Origin of the sequence: Nodosilinea sp. FACHB-131 (assembly GCF_014695395.1) — a bacterium.
In the GTDB taxonomy this organism is placed as follows: domain Bacteria; phylum Cyanobacteriota; class Cyanobacteriia; order Phormidesmidales; family Phormidesmidaceae; genus Nodosilinea.
On record NZ_JACJOF010000038.1, the window covers coordinates 80,221 to 102,302 of the forward strand.

The window sequence follows — 22,082 nt, forward strand, 5'->3', positions numbered from 1 at the left end:
TTACCCAGAACTAATAACTAGTAGCAGAAAATTTAAGGTGTACTTATGAAACCTACATTTTTGAGTCTTGGAGATCTTTTGCATCAAAGACAGCCATTCATTATTCCAAAATATCAGAGAGCATATGCGTGGGATACAAAAGGTGATCACAGAGAGATTGAAGATTTTATTAATGATATAAAACGGTGTTTCAAATGTCGCAAGAATGGAAAGCCAAGAACTCATTTCTTCGGAGGCATCGTTAGTATCTATGAAGCTACATCAACTATACAGGGAAGGCAGTATGAAGTTATTGATGGACAGCAAAGGCTTGCGACTTTTACGATGACGCTCAAATTGATTTCTAGCGCCTATCAAGAACTTGCAGATGAAGCTGAATTGGAGAATGATCTATCTAGCAAAAGTCTTGCCGAAACACTTGCTAACAATCTTAGAAGCAAATATCTGGAGTATCCGGACTTTGAAGATGGACATCCCGTAAATCGACTGAGAATTTTATTGTCAAAAGCTGATCGAGCTTTTTTTGAAGATTTAATCATCAAATATGACCACCCTATTAAAGAGCCGGAAAATAAATCAAGAGAGTCGCATCTTCGACTATTTAGAGCTTATTTTTCTTTGAAAAGGGATTTCATAAATGAGATCAAGCAGGAAGGCGAGAACATATCGCAAAAAATTGGATTAGTCCAACTCTTAGAATCAACAGTTACTGAGGATTGTCAATTAATTCATTTAGTCGCAGAATCTCGTAGTGAAGCATATCGCCTATTCCAGGTTTTGAATGATCGAGGAGCCAGCTTAACAGAGGGAGATTTGCTCCGATCAAGCACATTAGAAATTTTAGAGAGTTCACCAACGCTTCAAAGCAGAGCTGAAGAACTATGGGATAACATTTTGTATGATGACATTAACAAAACTGAGCAACTTTTAAGAGCCTTCTTTGCTTCACATAAAGGTAGAAGGGCAGGAAAAAGAACATTATTTGATGAATTTCTTAAAGGTTTCTTTCAGTCACCTGAAGAATCTGCCGATCAAGGAAGGATCCTCAATCAAATTTTAACTTTAGAAGAAGAAGCTCAAATATTTAGATATGTCGTTGAATCTGAATGGCCGTTCAGTAATGATTCTGGCAGTATTTCTCTCCCTGATTGGGATAGATATAGGCTTAGGCTCCTTATATCCTCGCTGAAACATACTTTGTGTGTCCCTCTACTAATTGCTGCTCAAAAATTAGGAGAGAATAAATTCTCTGAGGTAGTCCAGCTTCTGGAGCTATTTGTATTCAGGTATATAACTGTCTGCAAAAGACACGCTGGATCCTTAGAAGATATTTATTTGCATCATTCAGTTGCCATGAGAAAAGATCCTGATTCTTATAATGTAAATCAGCTTCGCGAGTCATTGAAAGAATTGCAAGAGAAAACCGCATCGGATCAGCTGTTTGAAACTCTTCTCAAAGACTCAATGACATATAGTGAGCGAGGAAGCAATGTTTACTTGAGATACTTCCTAACCACGCTTGAATACTATTCAAGTTGGTTTAGAAATGGGGCAAATGGTAAGCCACGGTGCTTTGATAAAACAGCTGTCTTTGATCTTTCTCAAATCCAGATAGAGCATATCTATCCTAGGAAAGCAGTGGTGGTTGACGAGGAGTTAAAGCTAGCTACGCATTCCCTAGGGAATTTATCTTTTTGGGGTTCTCGCGACAATACGAATGCAGGAAACAGAGATTTTTCCACCAAGAAAGCTATGTACAGGCAATCAAATATATCTCTCAACCGTGAGATAGAGAAGTTCGAAGCTTGGAATCTTAAAGCCTTAAATTCGAGAGAAGAAGATCTGGTTAAACGTGCAGTTAAGATTTTTAGCGCTTAACCTGCTAAAAAAGTTTGTTTATTTTAGCATACATTTGGGAAATAATCCCCAGTGTATGCTACTTTATAGTGCAAGGTAAATCACTCATACTTTGTACTGGTTGATTGGGGGCTTGAATGTCATTACCGTTCGAGTACGTTTTCCCAGCTATCCGAGGTATTCAAGCAAAACGAGAATACTATGTCTCAATGTGCCCTGTTCGTTTGATTCCTAAGCTATTTTCTTTTGATGATGAAGAGATACCTGCAGAATTAAGAGCACAGCGGACACTTAATAAAGTTCGTGTGCCTGAAATTTCTCGCTATATTATTGATAACTCAAGCAGCTATATCTTTTCAGCGATAACGGTATCAGTCAATGGTGAGATTAAGTTTGAAGCCTATGGAGATAGCGATTTAGGCAGTCTCAAAGTTCCAATGGACGCTCGGTTTGTTATAAATGACGGACAGCATCGCCGGGCAGCGTTTGAGATGGCCCTTAAGGAAAACCCAGAGTTGGGAGATGAAACTATTGCGGTTGTATTTTTCCTAGACGTTGGCCTCAAGCGTTCTCAGCAGATGTTCACTGACTTGAACCGCTACGCTTCCCGACCAGACGCTTCGCTCAATATCCTCTATGACTATCGCGACAAGAAATCGATGCTGTCCAAGGCGGTAGTAAAGAACGTCAAGGTTTTCGATAAGCTAACCGATGCCGAGCGCAGCAACTTACCTGTTAGATCTAGCAAGCTGTTTACTCTAAGTGCTATCTATCGGGCTACCCATGCACTTCTGCTAAATCATAAAGGCGAAGAGCTTGAGACTCAAATTGATATTGCATCTTCCTTTTGGTCTGCCGTCAGTGACAACATACCTGATTGGCATCAGGTGCTTGAACGCAAGGTAAGTGCAGGCGAGATACGCCGAGAGTATATTCATAGCCATGCTGTAACATTGCTGGGTATAGGCACGGCTGGGTCTGCGCTCCTTTCTATCTATCCTGAAGGATGGGCTAAACATCTTGAAGCGATTCGTCAAGTAGACTGGTCAAGGTCTAACCCGTATTGGGAAGGACGTATCATGTCTAGCGGTCGTATATCTAAAGCTAGACCTAGCGTTTGCTTCATGACCGCACACCTTAAGTCCCTTATGGCTCTTCCACTTAGCCCTGAGGAAGAGTCCCTCGAACGAGCATTTGCACTAATTAGTAGGTAACACTGTGGCAACAGATTCAGGAATTGCTCAGAGCAGCAGCAATCGATCCGTTGCTGAGTTGGTAGAAGAGATTAAGCAGTTAACTGATGAAATTCAGCAGCTTTACCGCCAAGATGACTTGCCTTGGATCATTGGCTACTCAGGCGGTAAAGATTCAACTGCTATTTTTCAATTAGTTTGGAATGCTATAGCTGCATTGTCAGAAGATGAACGCAAGAAGACAATCCATGTGATCACCACCGACACAATGGTTGAGAACCCGGTTGTCTCAGCTTGGGTAGTTAAATCATTAGATCGGATGAAGGTTGCGGCTGAGAAGCAGAAAATGCCTGTTAATCCTCTACTTCTTAAGCCTGCTGTTAGAGATACCTTTTGGGTCAACCTTATCGGCAAGGGATACCCCGCACCGCGACAGGGATTTAGATGGTGTACTGAACGTTTAAAAATCAAGCCTTCTGATAATTATATCCGCGAGATGATTCGCTCCAGCGGCGAGGTGATTCTAGTATTAGGTACGAGAAAAGCTGAGAGTGCAAGCCGAGCTAAACTAATGGCTAAGCATCGAAACTGGCGAGTATTTCCGCATATTAACTACAACCCAAATCGCCCTAATTCACTGATTTACACGCCGATTGAGGACTGGACAACTGACGAAGTCTGGTTATATCTCATGCAGTGGAAAAATCCTTGGGGCAATAATAACAAAGATCTTTTCACAATGTACCGTGGTGCTACCGCCGATAATGAGTGCCCTCTAGTAATAGATACATCCACCCCAAGCTGTGGTAGCTCACGTTTTGGCTGCTGGGTATGTACCCTAGTAGATCGTGATAAGTCAATGGAAGCAATGATCTCCAATGATGAAGAGAAAGAGTGGATGCAACCCCTTCTCGATCTACGCAATGAACTAGATGTAGAAAATGATTTAGACCGTCGTGACTTTAGACGCAGGCAAGGCCATGTTCAACTTTATGAGCGCCAAAAAGATAAATCAGCCCAAACAGAAGTAGTCAATATTCCTGGCCCATATAAGAAAAAATGGCGCGAAGAATGGGTACGTCGAGTTTTACAAGCACAGGCAGAAGCACGACAGAATGCTCCTGCCGATATGAAAGATATTGAATTAATAGCTATCGAAGAACTCAGTGAGATTCGTCGAATTTGGATAGAAGAGTTTCACGAATTTGATGACTCTTTGCCTCGAATTTATCAAGAGACTACTGGGAAGATATTCATTGACCCTCGACCAAATGCAGGAAATTCTGAACTAGGATCTGATGAATGGGAAATCCTTGAAGATTTATGCGATGATCCGATGGAACTTGAGCTGATGGTTCGCCTGCTGGATACAGAACGCCAGTTTCAAACTATGTCACGCCGGGTTGGCGTACTTGATGCCTTAGAGAAATGTTTTGATACCAGTTCTCGTTCTCAAAATGAGGCAATGGAATCAGCAAAAGCTATCCGCCAAATCAAACAAGCGGCTAAAGATGGCGATATTGAAGTAGTGAAGTCAATTATCAATGACGAACCCCAATCAGGGAGTAGCTATGAGAACGAGAATAGCTGGGCATCAGCAAAGTTCGGAATTTGAATTACTTGACTAGCTGGTAAGTTTTGTTATCCAGCTTCTCAAATAAAGCTGGAGAGATAGAATCTTTTCGATCATAGCCCTTGCATCGCCTATGAATTGCACTTCTAACCATTGCCAACTCATCTTTGGTATTGAATTGGTAAAGATTCCGCTTAAGAATAAGATCTGTAATTTCCTGTGCTGTCAAAGGCTTTTTCTCCGACTTTAATACATTAATTGCAGCATCAGTAATGGTCATTGTATTTGCTCCTATTCAATGATAAAAGATCCTCGGTTATTTTTAAGACGATTTATAATTCGAGTCTAGAAATAACGTTAGGCTTCAAAGAGATCGATCTGCGAGTCACCTGAGATCAACAAGTCAAAGGCATCTTCATAAACAAGGAGATTTTTGCTCTTTGCCTCAATTCCAATCTCCTTGTTAATCATGATGTCAACAATTGCGTTTCCATCAAACATTATAATAGGGACTGCGCCTGGTTGAAAGGAAACATCTTCGCCCCCCCTAGTGAAAGTGGAAGTTGTAAAAAAATATCCTTGCTCAAACTTTCCCTGTATATCACCTCTAAATTGGCTAATCTCTTTACGTCCAACCGACGTCTTTCTCCATCTTTTAGACTGAAAAGCTACCCTGAGATAGGTCATCCCAACCTTTATCCTTCCATGACCATCGATTCCACCATCCTTGCCAGTCGACGTAACTTTCATGTCAATGAAGCCATATGCTTCAAGCAGCTTTTTGCTGAAAATTTCAAATTCCCGAAAATCTAAGGCTCTAATTTTCTCTAAAAGGGAATAGCGCAAGATAGATATGTATCTTGCGTGTAAATTATTAAGTTCAATAGCAACCTCGTCAAGCTCTTTTGATTCATGAGCTTTTGGGTGAAGTTTTTTCTCGCCTGCCGCTCCTTTAACACCTTCATTCCTTAACCAATATCTGCCATTTTCTAAATAAACAAAATATTTATCTTTTGCCGCATCGTTAAATTCAATTCCCTCGCAATGTCGCCTAATAGCTTTTCTAACGATTTGCAGAGGGTTTGGCGTATCAAAAATAAAAAGATCAAGCTCAATAATTTTTTCGTATATTTCTTGAACGGTCATAGGGGCCTGAACTTTTCTCATTGCCTCAATTACGGCTTGAGGGACGTTGATTCGAGGCATAAGTGTTCACAGTAAACCTTAAGACGCTTTCATTACTAAAGCTCAGTAATTTCATCTTCTATATATAGCTCAACAAAAGACCGCGCTGCTTTAGGATTAAGAGTTCTTAAGGCTCTAGCAATCTCTACCACCGTTTCAGCCGTTGGATCGCGCTTCTCATTGACCCAGCGATAGACATTGTTCCGCTCCACATCCATAGCCACCGCCAAGCCAAACTGGCTGATGCCGTAGTCCTCTAAAACTTGCTTGAGCGCTTTGCCTGCTTTTCCCATGCGTTCATGGTTTCAGAGTTTTACCCATCCAGACACATCCTAGTGGTTGACTGTCAACCACTAGGCAGGGTAAATTGCTTTGCAACGTCCTACTGGTTGACAATATTATGCAAAGCCAATCCCCTGCCGCTCGCTACAGTGCCCGCATCCTCAACCCTGAATCATCCGGCCCAGTCCATGTCGAACTCACCCTCAAACTCCACAGCTACCCCCACCCCGATCGCGAACCCGTCAAAATTCTCGTCATTGGCAGCAAGCGATCTGTCAGTTCCATCGTCGTCGCCCTCCACCAGCTCGGCTTTGCCGAAATCTTCGAGTGGACAGACTTTCTCAGCGCCCCCAACAGCGATCGCCCCCTGCAATTTGGCCCCAGCGAAGTCATGAAAGCTTTGGTTAAGTATTTGCCGAGAGAAGAGGGGTAGTGCAGTAGGGTGGTGGTCGGTACTTCCGAGCGCCACAGCCTAGCTACAATTGAGCCAGTATTAAAACGCTGACGCTTAGGCGGCTCAACGCACCATGATCTCAACCAGCGATCGGCAAATTTTGGCAGAATTTGCTAACCGACTACGTGGTAAATTTCCCAAAGCTAGCATTTGGGCATTTGGCTCACGGGCCAGAGGCAATGCCCAGCCAGACTCAGACCTTGATATTTGTGTTGTTGTTGACACCTTAGACCGCAGCAGTTGGAAAGCCATTAGCGATATTGCCTGGGAGGTCGGGTTTCACCATGACCTGGTCATTACCACAATCAAGTATTCTCGTCGGCAGTTTGAGGGTAGCCCTCATACAGCAAGCCCTTTGATTCACAATATCCTTGCAGAGGGTATTGCGGCATGAGCCCGCCTAAAGAAGATATCGATGCTCTGGTTAAAGCCCGACTTCAACAAGCTCAAAAAGCCTTAGAGGCTGGTCAGCTTCTATTTGAACAAGATTTTTATGCAGATTCGATTAACCGCTTCTACTACGCGATGTTCTATGCTGTTTTAGCCCTGTTGGTCAAGCGGCAGCTCGGCACATCGAAGCATAAGGGAGCTATTTCTCTGTTTGATCGCGAATTTGTAAAAACTGGAATCTTTAGCAAAGAGATGTCGATGTGGCTACATCGCACCTTTGAACAACGTCTAGAGGTAGACTATGCCGACTTGATTGAGACGTCTATGCAAGATGCTAACGAATGCTATTCCCAAGCTGAAAGCTTCTTGCGCCAGGTGAGGGAGTATTTGCAAGTTCAATGATCTTCCAAACCCTGATTCTGCAAAATTTTGGACCCTACGGTGGGCGGCACCGGCTCAACCTGCGGCCCGATACCGCAGGCAACGCCAGCCGCCCCATCATTCTCATCGGTGGGCTCAACGGCGGCGGCAAGACCACCCTCATGGATGCTCTACGGCTAGTGCTCTACGGCCAGCGAGCCCAATGCTCTACCCGTGGCAGCCTCGCCTATGCCGACTTTCTCAACCAGTGCCGCAACCGCCAAGCCGAGGCTGAGCCTACCCTGCTAGAGCTGGTGCTAGAGCACACCCTCAACAACGCCCCCCTGCCCACAGAATTTCGCATTCGGCGGCAGTGGGGGCCGCTGCAAAAAAATGGTCGCGACACCCTAGAGGTCTACCAAGATGGCCAGCTCGCCGAAGACCTGATCAAAGGCTGGGACGAGCGCATTGAAGCCTTGCTGCCCCTAGGCATCTCTAACTTGTTTTTGTTCGATGGCGAACAGGTAGCCGAGCTGGCCGAGCAGGATGAGCTGCCCCCTGGTGTAGTGCAGGCCATGCGATCGCTCCTGGGCCTAGAGCTACCCGAACGCCTCGACGCCGACCTCGACGTGCTAATAACTCGCAAGCGCAAGCAGCTGGCCCAAGATAACGACCTGCAAAAAATTGAGGCGATCGAGGCCCAGCTCAACCAGCTCACTGAGCAGAAGGGCAGCGCCAAACAAGTACTGGCATCCCTCACCAATAAAAAAGAGTGGGCCGAGCGCGAACTTCAGCAGGCCCAAGACAAGTTTTTGGCCGAGGGGGGCAAAATTGCTGCTGAACAAGCTCAGCTTGAAGCCAAACGCGCCCACTTAGCAACCGACCTTGACCACCAGCAGAGCCAACTTCGTGATTTGGCAGCGGGGTCGCTGCCCCTAGCCTTAATTGAGCCCTTGCTGACGGCAGCCCAAACCCAAGCCCATGACGAAGTGCGCCACCGGCAGTACGAGCTGACCCACGACTTACTCACCGAGCAAAACCAGGCCCTGCTGGAGTTTGCCCAAACATCATTGGGCCAAAAGTCGGCCAAGCAGATTCAAGCTTTTTTAGAAGCCCGCCAGGCTAGCCTGGCCCAACCTGAGACCGGCTTATACCTAGACGCTGAAAGCAGCCACCTGCACCAGCTGGAGCAAACCCTGAGCCAGACCCTGCCCAATCAGCATCGCCAGACTAAAGCACATCTCAAAGCTTCTCAGCAGCGCCAGGCCGAGATTGAAGCTCTCGATCGCTACCTGGCAAGCTCTGCTACCGAAGAAATTTACGAAAAGCTGTCTCAGCAGGTTAAGGCCGCCCAAACTAAGCTGGCCCAGCTTGCTACAGACTACGCTAAGGCCGAGCAGCAGCTGAACCAGGTAAACCAGGCTCTCGATCGCACCAAAAAAGACCTGCAAACCTACAGCCAGCTGGCCATCGACTTCAAAAACACTGACCACCTGCTTAAATCTGCCGCCAAGGTGAAGCAAACCCTGGCCCTGTTTAAGCAAAAGCTCAAGCTCCACAAGCTCAACCACCTAGAAGACTTAGTCACCAAGCACTTTCTCTATCTGCTGCGTAAGCCCGACTTCGTCCACCGGGTGCAGATCGACACCGAAACCTTTCGCCTCGCCCTCTACGACCACAATGGCGAACTCTTGCCCAAGCACCGGCTATCGGCGGGGGAAAAGCAGATTTTGGCGATCGCATTACTCTGGGGCCTAGCCAACGCCTCCGGTCGGCAGCTCCCCGTTGCGATCGATACTCCCCTAGGGCGGCTCGACTCTGAGCACCGCAACCACCTGGTCGATCGCTACTTTCCCCAAGCCAGCCACCAGGTCATTCTGCTCTCCACTGATACCGAAATTCGCGCCGAAGAGGTGGAGCGATTGCGGGGAGCCGGGGCGATCGCGCGGGAATACCGTTTGGAGTACGATCCAAAGCAGCGACAGACAGCAGTGGTATCGGGTTACTTTTGGTAGGTGATTATGCAAATTGAACTTCTTCAGGCTGCGCTGAGACGGTTTTGCCCACGCCACCACATCAAAAAGCTATCGGTGTTTGGCTCGGTGCTGAGACCAGACTTTAGCACTGAGAGTGATGTCGACTTCCTGGTCGAATTTCAAGCCGATCATATTCCCGGCCTTATTCGTCTAGCGGGTATAGAACTAGAGCTATCCAACCTAATTCACTTCAAGGCCGACTTTAGGACTTTCAAGGATCTAAGCCGATATTTTCGAGACGACATTCTACGCACTGCGGTAGTCCAGTATGACAGCGCTCAATGACATCTTCTATGCAACCTCCTACCGATCGCATTAAACTGTCCCAATCTGCTAAGGACCAGTTGCTCAAGCTCAAGCGCGTGACCAAAATTCCTACCTGGAACGTGCTCTGTCGCTGGGCGCTGTGCCGATCCCTGGCAGAACCGTCGATACCCTCACCCGTACCCATCCCCGCCGACAGCAACCTGGAAATGACTTGGCAGGTGTTTGGTGGCCCCATCGCCGACCAGCTGCTCATTGCCCTCAAGCAGCGCTGCCACCAAGACGAGCTAGGCACAGATCCTGAAATATTAGCAACGCAGCTGCGCCTGCACCTGCACCGGGGTATTGGCTACCTAGCAGGCGATCCCAATTTGAAATCGATTGAAGATTTTTGCCAACTCGCGTTGTCTAAGGACTAAAGAGTAACGGCTGTACGCTACCATCTGACAAAATCTCCGGCAGCCACTCATCGCCCCGATGCTCGGTGCCGTCCCACTTTTCGGGCCAAGTTTCTGCTGCGATCAGTTCTTTAATCCGGGCCAGTTCTTCAGCGTTAATTAAACAAATATCCGGCTGCCCCATCAAGGCGGCTCCTGCATTGACCTCCGCCTCAATCCGCAGAATTTCCCCCAGCATCCACTCTCGCGTTTCTAAGATCAATGGCCCCAGGCGGCCCTGCTTTTTCGCCAAAGAGCCATCCTTCTTCACTTCCCCGTGCTTCCGCAGCCGGTACTGAGGCTTCTTGACTTCCCAGTACAGCGGGCGCAGTTGCCGCAGCGGGGCTAGGTAAGTCCACTTGGGGTTCGCAAGCACCCGCTCCAGAGCGGCATCCTCCTGCACCAGCGGGCAGCCAATACAGCCCGTGCGGGCATTGATCGACTCAGTTTCGCCCAAGTCATCTTGCGGGTCGTGGCCATAGACCTCGGCAATGTCGAAGGTGGGGTAGCCCAGCTCCACATCTGCCTGCACTAGCCAGTCCCATACGTGGCAGATCCGCCAGTGCAGCAGCGGGGCCAAGGTATCCGCCACGGCGGTAGAGGTCGTCTGTTGAAACCAGCCCTGGCCGCATTCACCGCCATCGCGGCTACAGCTCATGGCAATTCGCTGGTCGCGGGCAGCGGATTCGCCCACCCGCACTCCTGTCAGCATCAAAAACTTTTCGCCCCGCTCCTGGCGCAGGGTCTCTAGCTCCCGCTCCATACTCATGACCTTGAGCTTAGGCGTACACCAGCGAAAGGTATTTGACGGCGGCGGCACCCCGCGCCCCAACATATAGACAAAGTAGCGATGGTCGAGATTGGGCAGCACCACACGGGTATCGAAGCCCCGCTCTTTGAGTTTGCCTAGCAGCGCCATGGCGGCATTGTGCAGCGGCGGCAGCTCCTGGCGGGTATCGGCATAAAGTACAGTGACGCTTTCAGGTCGAGGCACCAGCCCCTGCTCGATCAAATCGGCAACTAATGTAACAGTGGCTGAAGAATCTTTGCCGCCCGAGAAAGCGATCGCCCAATGCTTATACAAAGAACCATAGTGGCGCAACGACTCTGCCGATAGCTCAATGCTGCGGTCGAGGGAGAGGCGATCATTCTCAAATAGGCTGAGCGTTCTCATTCAAGCCAAGCATTACAGCAGCGATAAACCACGGGTAGCGTCATTCTACCGGCAAAGGGGGAATTAAACGCTATATATAGAATTTTCTTTCGCCATCAAATGCTTCCAATCCACTGGTGGTAGCTAGGGAATGACTGTTAGGGGCGTCATACAAGTGTACTGAAAATGACTCAAAGTGTTGATACTGCGCTGCAACCCGCCACTAGCCTACCCCAAGCAGAGCTGGTCAAGCACTGCCAGGGCAGCCCCATCGGCAAGTGTCTTCCCAATGCGTTCTACATCCACCAATCGGCCCTGCCCTACCTAGACGACGCTCTGCGGTACCAGGAACAGTGCGCCCGCAACCTGCTAAAAAAGGAACTGCCCTTCACCCTAGTCAAGTTTCACTTTGACCAGCCCAAACTCTCCTACCTCTACTACCCCGAGTTTGACACCGAACCCCACCCCCTGCTCCGCGCTAGCACCATTGTGGATTGGGCCACGGGTACCGTCGAAACCCGCGACTACAGCGATGCCCCCAATCCGCCGCTACTCCATCGCAAAGAAACCTTCATCACCCCTGACCATCCCCACTACAGCCGCTTCGCCCATTTGACCCAGCAGCAGGTAGCCATGGGCCTGCTCGACAACTCTCGCGAGATTGGCACCCAACTCAACTGGGAACGCCGCCTCACCCAGCAGGGCATCGAAATTCACAACTATGCCCTGGCTTGCCCAATCAAATCGGCTCAACAGGCCAAGCCGAAGATTCAGCGGCACAAGGCTGCGATCGCCCGAGTTACCGCCTCCAAACCCGTCCGCCTCGCTGTGGAAGCAGGCCTCTTCCCGCCCGACACCACCTACTTTGACTACGGCTGCGGCCACGGGGCCGACATTGAGTACATCCACCGCCTGGGCCTAACCAGCACCGGTTGGGATCCTCACTTTCGCCCCGATATTCCTCACACCTCAGCCGATGTGGTTAACCTCGGCTACGTGATCAACGTCATCGAAAACACTGCCGAGCGGCGAGAAGCCCTCATCAACGCTTGGGGGCTGGCCCAGAAAGTGCTGATCGTCGCCGCCCAGGTGCTAATCGACGATCGCACCCGAGGCGTAATCGCCTACGGCGACGGCATCATCACCAGCCGCAACACCTTTCAGAAGTACTATGAGCAAGAAGAACTCAAAGCCTACATCGACCAGGTTCTCGGGGTAGACGCCATTCCCATTGCCCTGGGTATCTACTTTGTCTTTCGCGATGAAACCCAGGCCGAAGCCTTTCGCGCCTCCCGATTCCGTTCCCGCGCCACCGCACCCCGCATTCGCCTCAAGGTCAGCAAGTTCGAGGAATACCGCGATCGCCTCCAGCCGCTGATGGACTTCTACACCGAGCGCGGTCGCTTGCCCACGGTCGAGGAACTGGGCAACGACACCCTAGCCCTCCTTCAAGAGACCTTTGGCAGCATCAAGCGAGCCTTTACCGTGGTGCTACAGGCCACCGACGCAAGAGAGTGGGATGCGATCGCAGACAAGCGCCGCAACGATCTGCTGGTCTATCTGGCCCTCAGCCACTTTGGCCACCGCCCGAAATTCAAAGACCTCTCGCCCTCGGTTCAGGCCGATATCAAAGCTCTCTTTGGCAGTTATCAGCAAGCTTGCACCGCTGCCGACCTCATGCTCATGACCCTAGGCCGCACGGAGATGATCGAGCAGCGCTGTCGACAAAGTGTAATCGGTCAGCAGCGCCCCAATTCACTCTGGGTGCATGTCTCTGCTCTGGACCAGCTCGATCCGCTGCTGCGGCTCTATGAAGGGTGTGCATCCCGCACTATTGGACGCCCTGAAGAAGCCACGGTGGTCAAGTTCCACGTCCAAAAGCCGCAGATTACCTACCTGGCGTTTCCAAAATTTGATAAGGAACCGCACCCGGCGCTGAAGACCAGCATGGCGATCGCACTGCAGGATCTCTATGTTCGCTATCGCGACTACGATTCTGACAACCCACCCCTGCTCCACCAAAAAGATCAGACCCTCGCGCCGGACTATCCCGGCTACGCCAAGTTTGCCAAGCTTAGCCAGCAAGAGCAAAAGTGGGGTCTACTGGACGATGTAAAAGCCATCTTTGACCGTCGGGGGTGGGAGTATTGCCTGGAAGAGCATGAAGCCGAGTTACGCGGGCACCGTGTAGTTAAACGAAAGAATAACAACGACTATTGGGACAAAACGTAAAAGGTTAGGAAAGAATGCATATTTACTTTAAATTAATGTATTCACCAGGCCAATTTAACTTCAAACTTAAATCAAAAACCGTTTAAATTTAAATCATCTTCATTTATAGCATTCTCAAAAAGGTTTAGCTGAGTAATGCCTGGATCCTGATGCTTGAACTTTGACAACCATACCTCGTTGTCAATTTCATCCTTTTCATCTGTGTAAAAAGCCAGAACTCTATCTGAAGGTGATATAGATTTAAGAAAGTCTAGTAAATTATGAGAGCATGATTTTGGCGAATAAAAATTTATTATAGGAATACAGATTTTGCGAATTTCAAGAAAATGCTCAACATGTTCTCTGGGAGCATCCTCGAAGCTTTGAAGATAACCTGGACACATGTCACCATGATATATATCCATGAGTGCATCAAATGCTAGCTCAACCCCTTCGATGAAATCTTCGGTGGAAACTTGCTTCAAACTTGGAAATTTAATTAGCTGAAGCAGAACTCTAAAGAATGATTCAGGAGCGATATGGCCAAAGACTTTGGCAGCTGAATTCCTAAGACTTCCATGCTCAATTAGAAGAATTCTTTTTAAAATATCAGTTACTTCAGAACTATCTCCCACACCAAATTCAAAGTGAACTTCACTTAGCACTTCTAGTGTAACTTGGCCAATATCTCCTATCTTAAAACAATATTCTGAATCAGTCTCTAACAAAGCTCTAATAAATTCTTCTCGGCACTCCTCGTCAATGAAAATGCTTCTTAATCGATCGCTGTCTTCCTTAAACAGTAAAAACAATTTTGCAGCTTCTACTCTCACCTCTAATTTAGAATCAAGAATCGCCGTCTCTGCAACTTCGTCAACCCAATTCTCATTTTCATTTATCCAGCATTCTGGATTTTGTCGTATTGCGGATAGCACCTTTTTCCGGAAATTTTTTTCTTGGAAAAAATTGATATTGGCGGCTAATTCCTTTAAGTATGAGATACTTGACTTTTGCCTTAAAAACCAATCAAGAGCCTCAAGCTTTACAAGGCTAGAATTTGAAATTGAAGCATTAGCCCAAGAATCTCGAAAAGCTGCTGGGGAACTCCTTCTCCAACCCATTACCCATGTGGATATAATAAAGCTTCTTTCTCTTTCATAATAAAAATCTAGAGATGGAAACCCGTCAATGTCTCTAACTTTTGCTAGAAGAGCGGATTCAAAAAACCCTTCTGGGATCTTATCGGCAGCAGAAATTCTCCAAATTTCTCTAATTCTGGTCTGGCTAATAGGAGATCCGTTTTCAGCCATCTCTTTAGCAAGTTCCGTCAAAAGAACAATTGCATCCTCCTCGCTAATTCCTTTGGCTCTTCTAATTTTTGAAACAATACTTCTCTCTTGTAAAGAATCCTCATCTAACCTTTCTGGCAACTCTAATTCAGTGTGATGCTCCATTGCAATTCTTAAAAGAAACGGATCATCAACCTGTTCATGCCCATTAGGAATCCTCACTTCATAAGCTTGACTATAAACCCTATAAGCTTCCTCAGCTTCTCTTCGCCCATACTTTTTTATTTCTAAAACACTACACTTAGAAGACAGTAAATTTGGGTTACTCTCTAATAGAGGAATTGAGTTACTTGTTAGAAAAGAGCTATCTGCGATATTAGAAGGATTGCCTGCATTATCAATCAACAACCTCTTTGTGGAATTAGCTGTAATGCTTATGACGATCTGGAAATTGTAGTCGAATATCCTTAGACTATCTAGGTCAATAGATTTTGCGATAGATTCGTTCGCTTCATTCCATCCATCAATAAAGATTACAAGTCTTTGCTGATTTTTTTCTAGAATATGTGAAATATACTTGATCATTTCATGATGAGAATTCGGTTCATATAAATCCCATCCAAAATCATCCCTAATTTCCTCTAAAACCCCTTTTCTCATGCCAATAGCTGGATAAAATAGACATGGATAACCGTTTTTTAGCCTCTCTTCAATGAAGTTGCAAATAAAGTTTGTCTTTCCTACTTGAGGATGACCAAAGACAATAACTGATGAACAATTTTGTCTCAATAGCAGCTGCTTTAAATATCGTTTTTCCTCTTGTCTTTCTATGTATAGCTGAGGAATATACTTGTTTCCGCTAAAAAGATCTTCGCTCTTTAGTAAACTCATCCGATGTGAAGCTTGCGAGTTGCAGAATGCCAGCAAGTTATCAAAGGAGAGGGCGATAAATTTTCTTAAAGCTTCCGAACGCAATGCAATATCATCAACGCATACACGAAACCCGTTCTGGACATATTGATGATTTTTTGAAATATATGAATCTTCTATAGATTCTTCAGTTATGCTGTCAAAAATCTGTGTTTGAAATCCATTTGTGACTATAACAAATGGAGCAATCCCCCCAGTTTTGAGAAGTCGAGCGTATGAGATACCTTGCTCCTTTGCATCATTATCTAGCTCTTCATCAGGTGCCTTAACTTCAATAATTAGAAGATTCCTTCCATCAGAGCTACGCACCAAGATGTCTGCACGAGGTCTGAAAGTTGGTGAGTGAGGAGAATTGTTGCTAACAGAATAAATCCCTCTTCCGAGACGAATCTCAAACGAAAATTCAACCAAAATGCTTTCAGGCGTAAAGCCATGATCTACTAACCAGGTATATACAACCTTTGTTCTAATATCTTCTTCAGACAATAATGCTGGCTGATCTGACATTTGTGCGAGATGTTTGAAGTGGCATTGGCTACTTCAATTATATTGATCCTTTAGATTAGGATTTCATCTAGATTTCGTTTGGTCGGTACTCCCGTCTCAGTAAACGCCCAGATAGCACGCTTCTGCTGGGGGCCATAGCTGATGTGGATAGGGCGATTGCGCCCGTAAAAATACAGCGAGTCAAATGGCAGTCCTTGAGCCACAATCCAACCCACTAGTTCATCACTAGGTAGGTCGAGGATGCGGAAATCACAGGATGCCCCCAGGCGATCGCAGTAGTACTGCCCATTCCGATTCACCTCATGGGCCATGTGTTGATCCAGACTTGGGGTAGCGATACCGTGCTTTTTCCCCGTCAGCGGATCTTTCTTCGCTAGCCACCGCTTCAGATCTATTGAGCAAAAGCCGAAGGTGAGCAGAAAGCGATCGCGCCCAAACTCATCAATTACCGGGTCAATGATGTGCTGACACAGTACCTTCAAGGCTGGCAACGTCTCCTCCGAATTCTTGGGAAACGGGTCAATCTGGTCAGCATAGTTGCGGTAAGTCTGGGTACAGGTGCAAAACTCCTCCAACGTCAAATACCGACCCAAACTAACTACCGTCATTACCCTCACTTCCTTAGATAGGTATCTTAACCCTGTCAGCAAAGTGCTGGAGTCCCTTGCATGGCCTACACCTTAACCAAAGCCAACATCCTGGCAGGCATTCAATGCCATAAGCGCCTCTGGCACGAAGTTAACCGGCCAAGCACCGCACCACAAATCTCCCCTGACCAGCAGCGCATCATCGATCAAGGGCAAGAGTCGGAGTATACACCCGTGAGCAATTTCCCCACGGACTACTGATTAAGGGCCACGGTCATCAAGCCGTCAGAGAAACTGAGTCTGCAATAGCCTCGGCTGCTACGTGCCTATTTGAAGCCGCCTTTCGCTACGGCAATATTCTTATCCGTGCCAATATCCTTCAGCGCCATCCTGTCAATACTTGGAGTTTAGTTGAAGTCAAATCCTTTACTAAAGCTAAAGAAGAGCATCTGTCCAAAGGATTACAAGCAGGCTTTAAAGACTTATGAGAAGCACCCTGACGCTCAGTTGAAGCAAGTTGAACCTTTTTCCACCAGTCCTTCGCCTTTTCTGTCCTTTCCCGGCTCGATAGTTGGCTGTAGGTGCGATCAGTCTCTCGTACCGAGTGACCCATCATCTCAGCCAACGCCTCGTCTTGGTCACGGCTGCCGTACTTCCGCTGCCAGGTAATTGCAATTCGCCAAAAGTCGTGGGGCGAAGTTCGTTTCGGATCCCCATAGAGGATGCCTGTAGCCTTATACATCGTCCGAGTGACGACCTCGCCCAGCTTGGTGCTATCGTAGGGCTCTCCACACCTGTCTGGCCATTGAGGTGATAAATGTACAAACACGATCTGGTGATGGGTTGAGACCTTCGGTCGCCAAACATTTAGCCACTCATCTAAGTCAGCCGTCAATTTAGCTGGCAAGGCAAACTCTCGGTCTTTACCAGTTTTGCTGCCCGTCTTATGGTCATCAGGGCGCAAGCGCACCAGATAGCCACCCTCCTCACGAAACAACGTTCTGTCCAGCTCTAGCTCTCTCAGTTCTCTCTGACGGATGGGGCAGTACGTCAAAATTGCCACCAAGAGATATCGCTGCCAGCTCTGCATGATGACCCAATCAGGCCGCCTATGACCAGCTACGCTACGCTTACCCCCTGTTCGCTCAAGCCGGGTACGTTGTGGGGCACAGCACTTATGCAGGTAGGTAACAACTTCAATGCACTGCTCAAGGGTCACAAGCTTCTCCGCCAGCATTTCCTTAGAAGTTGTTCGCCTGGGCTCTCTTTCCCGTTTGTGGACAATTTCAATCATCAAAGCTCGAATAGCCTCGATTTCCTCTATATCTCGGTACTTAGCCAGCTTCGATCGCTTGTAGTGCTGCCACTTAGCAATATTCAAAGCCGCAGCACCTACGACAGTGGCCCAGCCGTAGCCATTCTTACGATCGTTAATGCCCCAGGCAATAAACTCATCTAGCCAATCACGGTCAGTCATCATCTCAAGACTGATTTCACTCACTGGGAGCTTCTGAACTCGGTGAAGCCATCCTCCGAAATGCCGAATGGCGTGGTGGTAAGTATCAAAGGTCGTCTCCCGCAGTGGACGATCTTTCCGCTTAGGAATCTCTGGAGCCGTTAAGAACCGATGAAACTGGTTGACCTGCTCCAGCAATGCCGGACTAAACGCCTCATCTTTGAGCCCATAGGGATTAGCCGAAAGCTGCTGACGCTTGCCCTGCCTCTCTCTACCCAAGTTATAGCCTGCCGCCATTCGTGGAGTTAGGGTTCCATCATAGGTGCCAACAACGTCATGGTACCAAGCTTGATCTCGCGCCCAAGCCAAAAAACGGTTGAGGGCTGATTTGTAATTGGCTAATGTTCCCTCACTTACTTCGGCAGCTTTAGCCGATTGCAGAAGATGAGCATCAACGTTTTTGAAGTCTCTCATCGTCAACTCCTTGAGTGCTGCCGATAAGCCTTCCTTTTGCTTCAAAGAGAAATGAGAAAAACCATAGTTCGGTAAGATGTATTTCCGAAGGTCGTGTTCAAGTTGCTCAGAAGTTTTGGATTAGTCCTTGCCAAAGCCGATTCAGCAAACAAATCCAAGACATCCAAGAGAGATACAGGCAAATAATAGGTCATCTTGTTTAGTATTAGAAATGCGATATTACTACTATTATATTGGCTTTTAAATCCACTAAAAAACACATATCTAATAACATTCAACGTCTTTATAATCATTTCCAAATAAGGGCTTCAGCCACTTCCATAGTCAGTGGCTCAGGATTGTAGGAGAATTAATCCTAATGCTTTTCTGGATTCCAGAGAACCCGAAAGCCGACAATTTGATAGCCTAGGGAGAGGATTTTTAAAGTAAAAATGCCCACAGATCTGAACCTCGGGCGTGTGCGCTTTTGAGTTTTGATTTAAGTCTTACAACTCTGGCACCTGAATATGATCGGTCGGCTTAGCATAGACCCGATCGATCATCTGCGCAGAGTTGCCTACCCATTTAGCAATTTGAATGCTGGATATATCTGCCTCTCGACAAAGGCTACAAAACGTATGCCGAGTTTGATAGGGATTGCAGTACTCAATATCTAGCAAAGAAGCCATCACCTTGGCCCAGGCCCGGTTCGCGAAGTTATGCCAGTCGATAAATTTGGATTCCCGACTGGGAAATACCAACGCTTCAGGATCAGCTGAAGCGGGCTTGATCGACTCCAGCAGCTCGGTTAACTGAGCATTGACCGGGAACTTCCTCAGCTTCTGAGTCTTGAGCCCTTCCTTAAGCACCAGTCTTCTACCGTCATAAATCACTGCCTGCCTAAAAGTGATGACTTTGGCTCCGATATGTTTCCACTGAAGTGCGATCGCTTCTGATGGGCGACACCCAGTAAAAAACAGAAATTGCATCAAAGGAGCATAGTAGCCGTAATACCGGTTTGCCTTGAAGGCCGCAATAATTTGATCTCTCTCATCGCGGGTGAAGGGGTTAATCTCTTCCTCCTCCGTCCCGGCCTTTTTCACTTTGACATCGGCAGACATCCCATCAAACGGGTTTGAGCCAATGATGTCTGACTTCTTGGCCCACCGGCAGCAGGCCCCCAGGTGCATTAAGACCCGCTTAGCAGAGTCAGCGGGCACGTGAGTAGTAAACCAATCGAACACGGCTTGTGAGTCAGCTAGGTGCTTGTGAGGGCATCTTTCCAAATGGTTAGCCATCCACCCGTACATCCGAATTGTGGCAGGAGACTTGCCAGCCTTCCTAGCATCTACATACTGTTGCCATAGCTCATTCAGCTTGGGTGTAGTTTTGGGTGTAATGTCCAGCGATGCCACACTCATTACCGACTGAGGCTTGTACTTTGCCAGAGTTTGATCAAAGTTGCCAGAGAGAATATCTAGCTCAATCTCTCTAGCCTTCATCTCAGCTAGCTTTCGCCCTTCTGGGCTGTCGGACAACCCTATGGAAATATAATGCCGCTCGCCAGCATGTCAAAATCGGAGCTGCAACCGACCATTAGAGGTGATTACCGTAACAGTTCCTTTAGAAGCTTTGCCAGTGGGGGTTTTAGAGTACATGGGCCAACCTTGGCAGTACGTTTGAATTACACCCAATTTACACCCAAAGAACCTGAAAGATACCCAAAAGCTCGATGATTTTAGAACATGGGTACTTGGACTCTACAGGTTTGCTGGCGACAAAAAACCCTTGAAACCTTTTGGTTTCAAGGGTTTTGGGGATAAGCTGGTGACAAGATTCGAACTTGCGACCGGCTGATTACAAATCAGCTGCTCTACCAACTGAGCTACACCAGCAAAAGCATACTCAGTATAGCAACGTTACCGGGTAGCTTCATAACCGAAAAATCCCTCTCGTCAAGACCTTCCCTAATCAGCGGTTTCCAGTTCGGGGGCAGGGGTAGCGGGGGAAACTGGGCCTTCGTCATCTTTAAAGACAATTCGCAGCAGGGGCGGGGCCAAGAACGTGGTGAAAATGACCATGACAATAATGGCAGCATCCAGCGACTCGGTAAGCACGCCGCTGGCAGCCCCCACGCCAGCAAACACAAGCCCCACCTCACCCCGAGGAATCATGCCGACCCCAATGGCTAAGCGGTTGATGCCGGGCTGACCAAAGACGGCAAGGCCAGTAATAACCTTGCCGAGAATGGCGACTACCACTAGAAAAGAGGCAATTACTAACCCAGCCCGATTTTCGGGGTTTAGAGGGTTGAGCACACTGATATCGGTGCGGGCCCCGACAACAATGAAGAAAATCGGCACCAGCATGTCAGCAATGGGGCTGATTTGCTCCTCAATCTCTTTATGCTTGGAGGTTTCAGCCAAGATTAGGCCAGCGGCAAAGGCACCCAAAATGGCCTCTAGCTGAATGGCCGCAGCAATGTAAGACAGTACAAAGGCAAAGATCAGGGCACTGATAATAACCTGCCCCCGGGTGCGCATCTGATTCACCACCATGACAAAGTAGGGGCTGAGCAGGCGACCAATAAAGATGGACCCTACCAAAAACGTAGCGGCTCCAGCAACTAGGTAAGCCACGTTGAGAATTTCAATTTCGCCGGTTTTGGCGAGACTAGCCACTACGGCTAGCACAATAATGCCCAGCACGTCGTCGAGTACGGCGGCTCCAATAATGATTTGGCCTTCCCTAGAGCTGAGTTGCTGCATTTCGGCCAGCACCTTGGCAGTAATGCCAATGCTAGTAGCGGTGAGCGCTGCTCCGGCAAACACGGCCGGAATGGTGTCGATGCCAAAAATAGCTATTAACCCAGCGGTACCAGCGGCAAAGGGGGCTACTACCCCAACAACGGCTACCACCGCCGCCTGAGGACCTACGCGAATGAGTTCTTTGAGGTCTGACTCTAGGCCAATTTCAAACAGTAAAACGATCACCCCTAGCTCAGCCAGGACGGAGATGACCTCACTTTCGCCCTGAAAGACCCGCAGTAGATCGCCTGGGGCCTGGCCTGTGGTCATACCGACTAAGTTCATGAGCAGCGACTGCACTTCACCGCCGCTTGCGGGAAACACAATCAGGTGCATAGCCGAGACGCCGACGATGACGCCCCCGATTAGCTCTCCTAGAACGGCGGGTAGGTTAACGCGGGCGCACAGCTCACCGCCAATTTTGGCAGCGAGGTAGACCACAACTAAACTTAGCAATACACTGGCGAGCACCAGGGGCTCCACCTCCGCCTCTGACAACTCTGCCAGCCAGGGGCTAAGCGCAGGTTTTATCTGAAAAAAATCGGTGGGAAGATTGCTAATCAGGCCGCTGCCGATGAGGCCACTCATCCAATTTGCCATGCAGACCGCTACAACTCGTCCCGTCCAATGTACATGAAATTACTTCTGCTGAAGAGTT

At 47.9% G+C, this 22,082-nt stretch carries 20 protein-coding genes, 1 tRNA gene and 1 pseudogene; 11 read left to right on the plus strand and 11 right to left on the minus strand.

The features are described 5' to 3' along the window. Positions 1 to 45 precede the first annotated feature (45 nt). The 3 genes from H6F75_RS24830 (at position 46) to dndC (ending at position 4,665) form a co-directional block, all read left to right on the plus strand. Positions 46 to 1,878 carry a DUF262 domain-containing protein gene (locus H6F75_RS24830; RefSeq protein WP_190755560.1) on the plus strand — a complete coding sequence of 611 codons (1,833 nt, stop codon included), beginning with the start codon at positions 46 to 48 and terminating at the stop codon, positions 1,876 to 1,878. A 116-nt stretch (positions 1,879 to 1,994) separates the two neighbouring features. Beyond that, the gene (gene dndB, locus H6F75_RS24835; protein ID WP_190755562.1) at positions 1,995 to 3,071 is read left to right on the plus strand and encodes a DNA sulfur modification protein DndB; all 1,077 of its coding nucleotides are present in this window, start codon (positions 1,995 to 1,997) and stop codon (positions 3,069 to 3,071) included. Positions 3,072 to 3,075: 4 nt separating this feature from the next. Then, complete coding sequence (gene dndC / locus H6F75_RS24840; RefSeq protein WP_190755564.1) at positions 3,076 to 4,665, plus strand: DNA phosphorothioation system sulfurtransferase DndC; 1,590 nt, start codon at positions 3,076 to 3,078, stop codon at positions 4,663 to 4,665. 1 nt (position 4,666) lies between these two features. Here the strand turns inward: dndC and H6F75_RS24845 are convergent, their stop codons facing one another. The 3 genes from H6F75_RS24845 to H6F75_RS24855 form a co-directional block, all read right to left on the minus strand. Continuing rightward, the gene (locus H6F75_RS24845; RefSeq protein ID WP_190755566.1) at positions 4,667 to 4,903 is read right to left on the minus strand and encodes a winged helix-turn-helix domain-containing protein; all 237 of its coding nucleotides are present in this window, start codon (positions 4,901 to 4,903) and stop codon (positions 4,667 to 4,669) included. Between the two features lie 77 nt (positions 4,904 to 4,980). Then, positions 4,981 to 5,769, minus strand: coding sequence for a restriction endonuclease (locus H6F75_RS24850; RefSeq protein ID WP_190755568.1), 789 nt, complete (start codon positions 5,767 to 5,769; stop codon positions 4,981 to 4,983). Positions 5,770 to 5,864: 95 nt separating this feature from the next. After that, positions 5,865 to 6,101 (minus strand): helix-turn-helix transcriptional regulator, encoded by a 237-nt coding sequence (locus H6F75_RS24855; protein ID WP_190755570.1) that lies wholly within the window; start codon positions 6,099 to 6,101, stop codon positions 5,865 to 5,867. A 107-nt stretch (positions 6,102 to 6,208) separates the two neighbouring features. Here H6F75_RS24855 and H6F75_RS24860 point away from each other — a divergent pair, with 107 nt between their 5' ends. The 6 genes from H6F75_RS24860 to dndE all read left to right on the plus strand — a co-directional run bounded on the left by H6F75_RS24860 (position 6,209) and on the right by dndE (position 10,013). Then, a complete protein-coding gene (locus H6F75_RS24860) occupies positions 6,209 to 6,523 on the plus strand; it encodes a hypothetical protein (protein ID WP_190755572.1) in 315 nt (104 codons plus the stop codon). 94 nt (positions 6,524 to 6,617) lie between these two features. Next, positions 6,618 to 6,938, plus strand: a complete 321-nt coding sequence (locus H6F75_RS24865) for a nucleotidyltransferase domain-containing protein (RefSeq protein WP_190755574.1) — start codon at positions 6,618 to 6,620, stop codon at positions 6,936 to 6,938. Next, positions 6,935 to 7,336, plus strand: a complete 402-nt coding sequence (locus H6F75_RS24870) for a HEPN domain-containing protein (RefSeq protein ID WP_190755575.1) — start codon at positions 6,935 to 6,937, stop codon at positions 7,334 to 7,336. Before H6F75_RS24865 ends, H6F75_RS24870 begins: the two co-directional genes overlap by 4 nt. Beyond that, complete coding sequence (gene dndD, locus H6F75_RS24875; protein ID WP_190755577.1) at positions 7,333 to 9,309, plus strand: DNA sulfur modification protein DndD; 1,977 nt, start codon at positions 7,333 to 7,335, stop codon at positions 9,307 to 9,309. Before H6F75_RS24870 ends, dndD begins: the two co-directional genes overlap by 4 nt. Positions 9,310 to 9,315: 6 nt before the next feature. Further along, on the plus strand, positions 9,316 to 9,615 hold the full coding sequence (locus tag H6F75_RS24880) for a nucleotidyltransferase domain-containing protein (RefSeq protein ID WP_190755579.1): 300 nt from the start codon (positions 9,316 to 9,318) through the stop codon (positions 9,613 to 9,615). 8 nt (positions 9,616 to 9,623) lie between these two features. After that, positions 9,624 to 10,013 carry a DNA sulfur modification protein DndE gene (gene dndE, locus H6F75_RS24885; protein WP_190755581.1) on the plus strand — a complete coding sequence of 130 codons (390 nt, stop codon included), beginning with the start codon at positions 9,624 to 9,626 and terminating at the stop codon, positions 10,011 to 10,013. Here the strand turns inward: dndE and H6F75_RS24890 are convergent. Then, complete coding sequence (locus H6F75_RS24890; protein ID WP_190755583.1) at positions 10,003 to 11,205, minus strand: phosphoadenosine phosphosulfate reductase family protein; 1,203 nt, start codon at positions 11,203 to 11,205, stop codon at positions 10,003 to 10,005. The genes dndE and H6F75_RS24890 overlap by 11 nt on opposite strands. A gap of 165 nt (positions 11,206 to 11,370) precedes the next feature. Between H6F75_RS24890 and H6F75_RS24895 the strand changes: the two genes are divergently transcribed. After that, positions 11,371 to 13,416 carry a DNA phosphorothioation-associated putative methyltransferase gene (locus H6F75_RS24895; protein WP_190755585.1) on the plus strand — a complete coding sequence of 682 codons (2,046 nt, stop codon included), beginning with the start codon at positions 11,371 to 11,373 and terminating at the stop codon, positions 13,414 to 13,416. Between the two features lie 71 nt (positions 13,417 to 13,487). Here the strand turns inward: H6F75_RS24895 and H6F75_RS24900 are convergent, their stop codons facing one another. Beyond that, entirely contained in the window at positions 13,488 to 16,121 is a 2,634-nt protein-coding gene (locus H6F75_RS24900) for a type I restriction enzyme HsdR N-terminal domain-containing protein (protein ID WP_190755588.1), read from the minus strand. 50 nt (positions 16,122 to 16,171) lie between these two features. Beyond that, entirely contained in the window at positions 16,172 to 16,729 is a 558-nt protein-coding gene (locus H6F75_RS24905) for a hypothetical protein (RefSeq protein ID WP_190755590.1), read from the minus strand. A 60-nt stretch (positions 16,730 to 16,789) separates the two neighbouring features. Between H6F75_RS24905 and H6F75_RS24910 the strand changes: the two genes are divergently transcribed. After that, positions 16,790 to 16,969, plus strand: a complete 180-nt coding sequence (locus H6F75_RS24910) for a hypothetical protein (protein WP_190755592.1) — start codon at positions 16,790 to 16,792, stop codon at positions 16,967 to 16,969. Between the two features lie 118 nt (positions 16,970 to 17,087). On the opposite strand, the gene H6F75_RS24915 is transcribed toward H6F75_RS24910, so the two are convergent. The 5 genes and pseudogenes from H6F75_RS24915 to H6F75_RS24930 all read right to left on the minus strand — a co-directional run bounded on the left by H6F75_RS24915 (position 17,088) and on the right by H6F75_RS24930 (position 22,024). Continuing rightward, on the minus strand, positions 17,088 to 18,638 hold the full coding sequence (locus H6F75_RS24915) for a site-specific integrase (protein WP_190755594.1): 1,551 nt from the start codon (positions 18,636 to 18,638) through the stop codon (positions 17,088 to 17,090). 485 nt (positions 18,639 to 19,123) lie between these two features. After that, complete coding sequence (locus tag H6F75_RS28625; RefSeq protein WP_347710710.1) at positions 19,124 to 20,038, minus strand: site-specific integrase; 915 nt, start codon at positions 20,036 to 20,038, stop codon at positions 19,124 to 19,126. 15 nt (positions 20,039 to 20,053) lie between these two features. Further along, a pseudogene (locus H6F75_RS28630) lies at positions 20,054 to 20,173 on the minus strand (DUF3596 domain-containing protein); the annotation flags it as partial. A gap of 266 nt (positions 20,174 to 20,439) precedes the next feature. After that, positions 20,440 to 20,512 (minus strand) — tRNA-Thr (locus H6F75_RS24925). 72 nt (positions 20,513 to 20,584) lie between these two features. Further along, positions 20,585 to 22,024 carry a cation:proton antiporter gene (locus H6F75_RS24930; RefSeq protein ID WP_242020345.1) on the minus strand — a complete coding sequence of 480 codons (1,440 nt, stop codon included), beginning with the start codon at positions 22,022 to 22,024 and terminating at the stop codon, positions 20,585 to 20,587. Between the last annotated feature and the right edge of the window lie 58 nt (positions 22,025 to 22,082).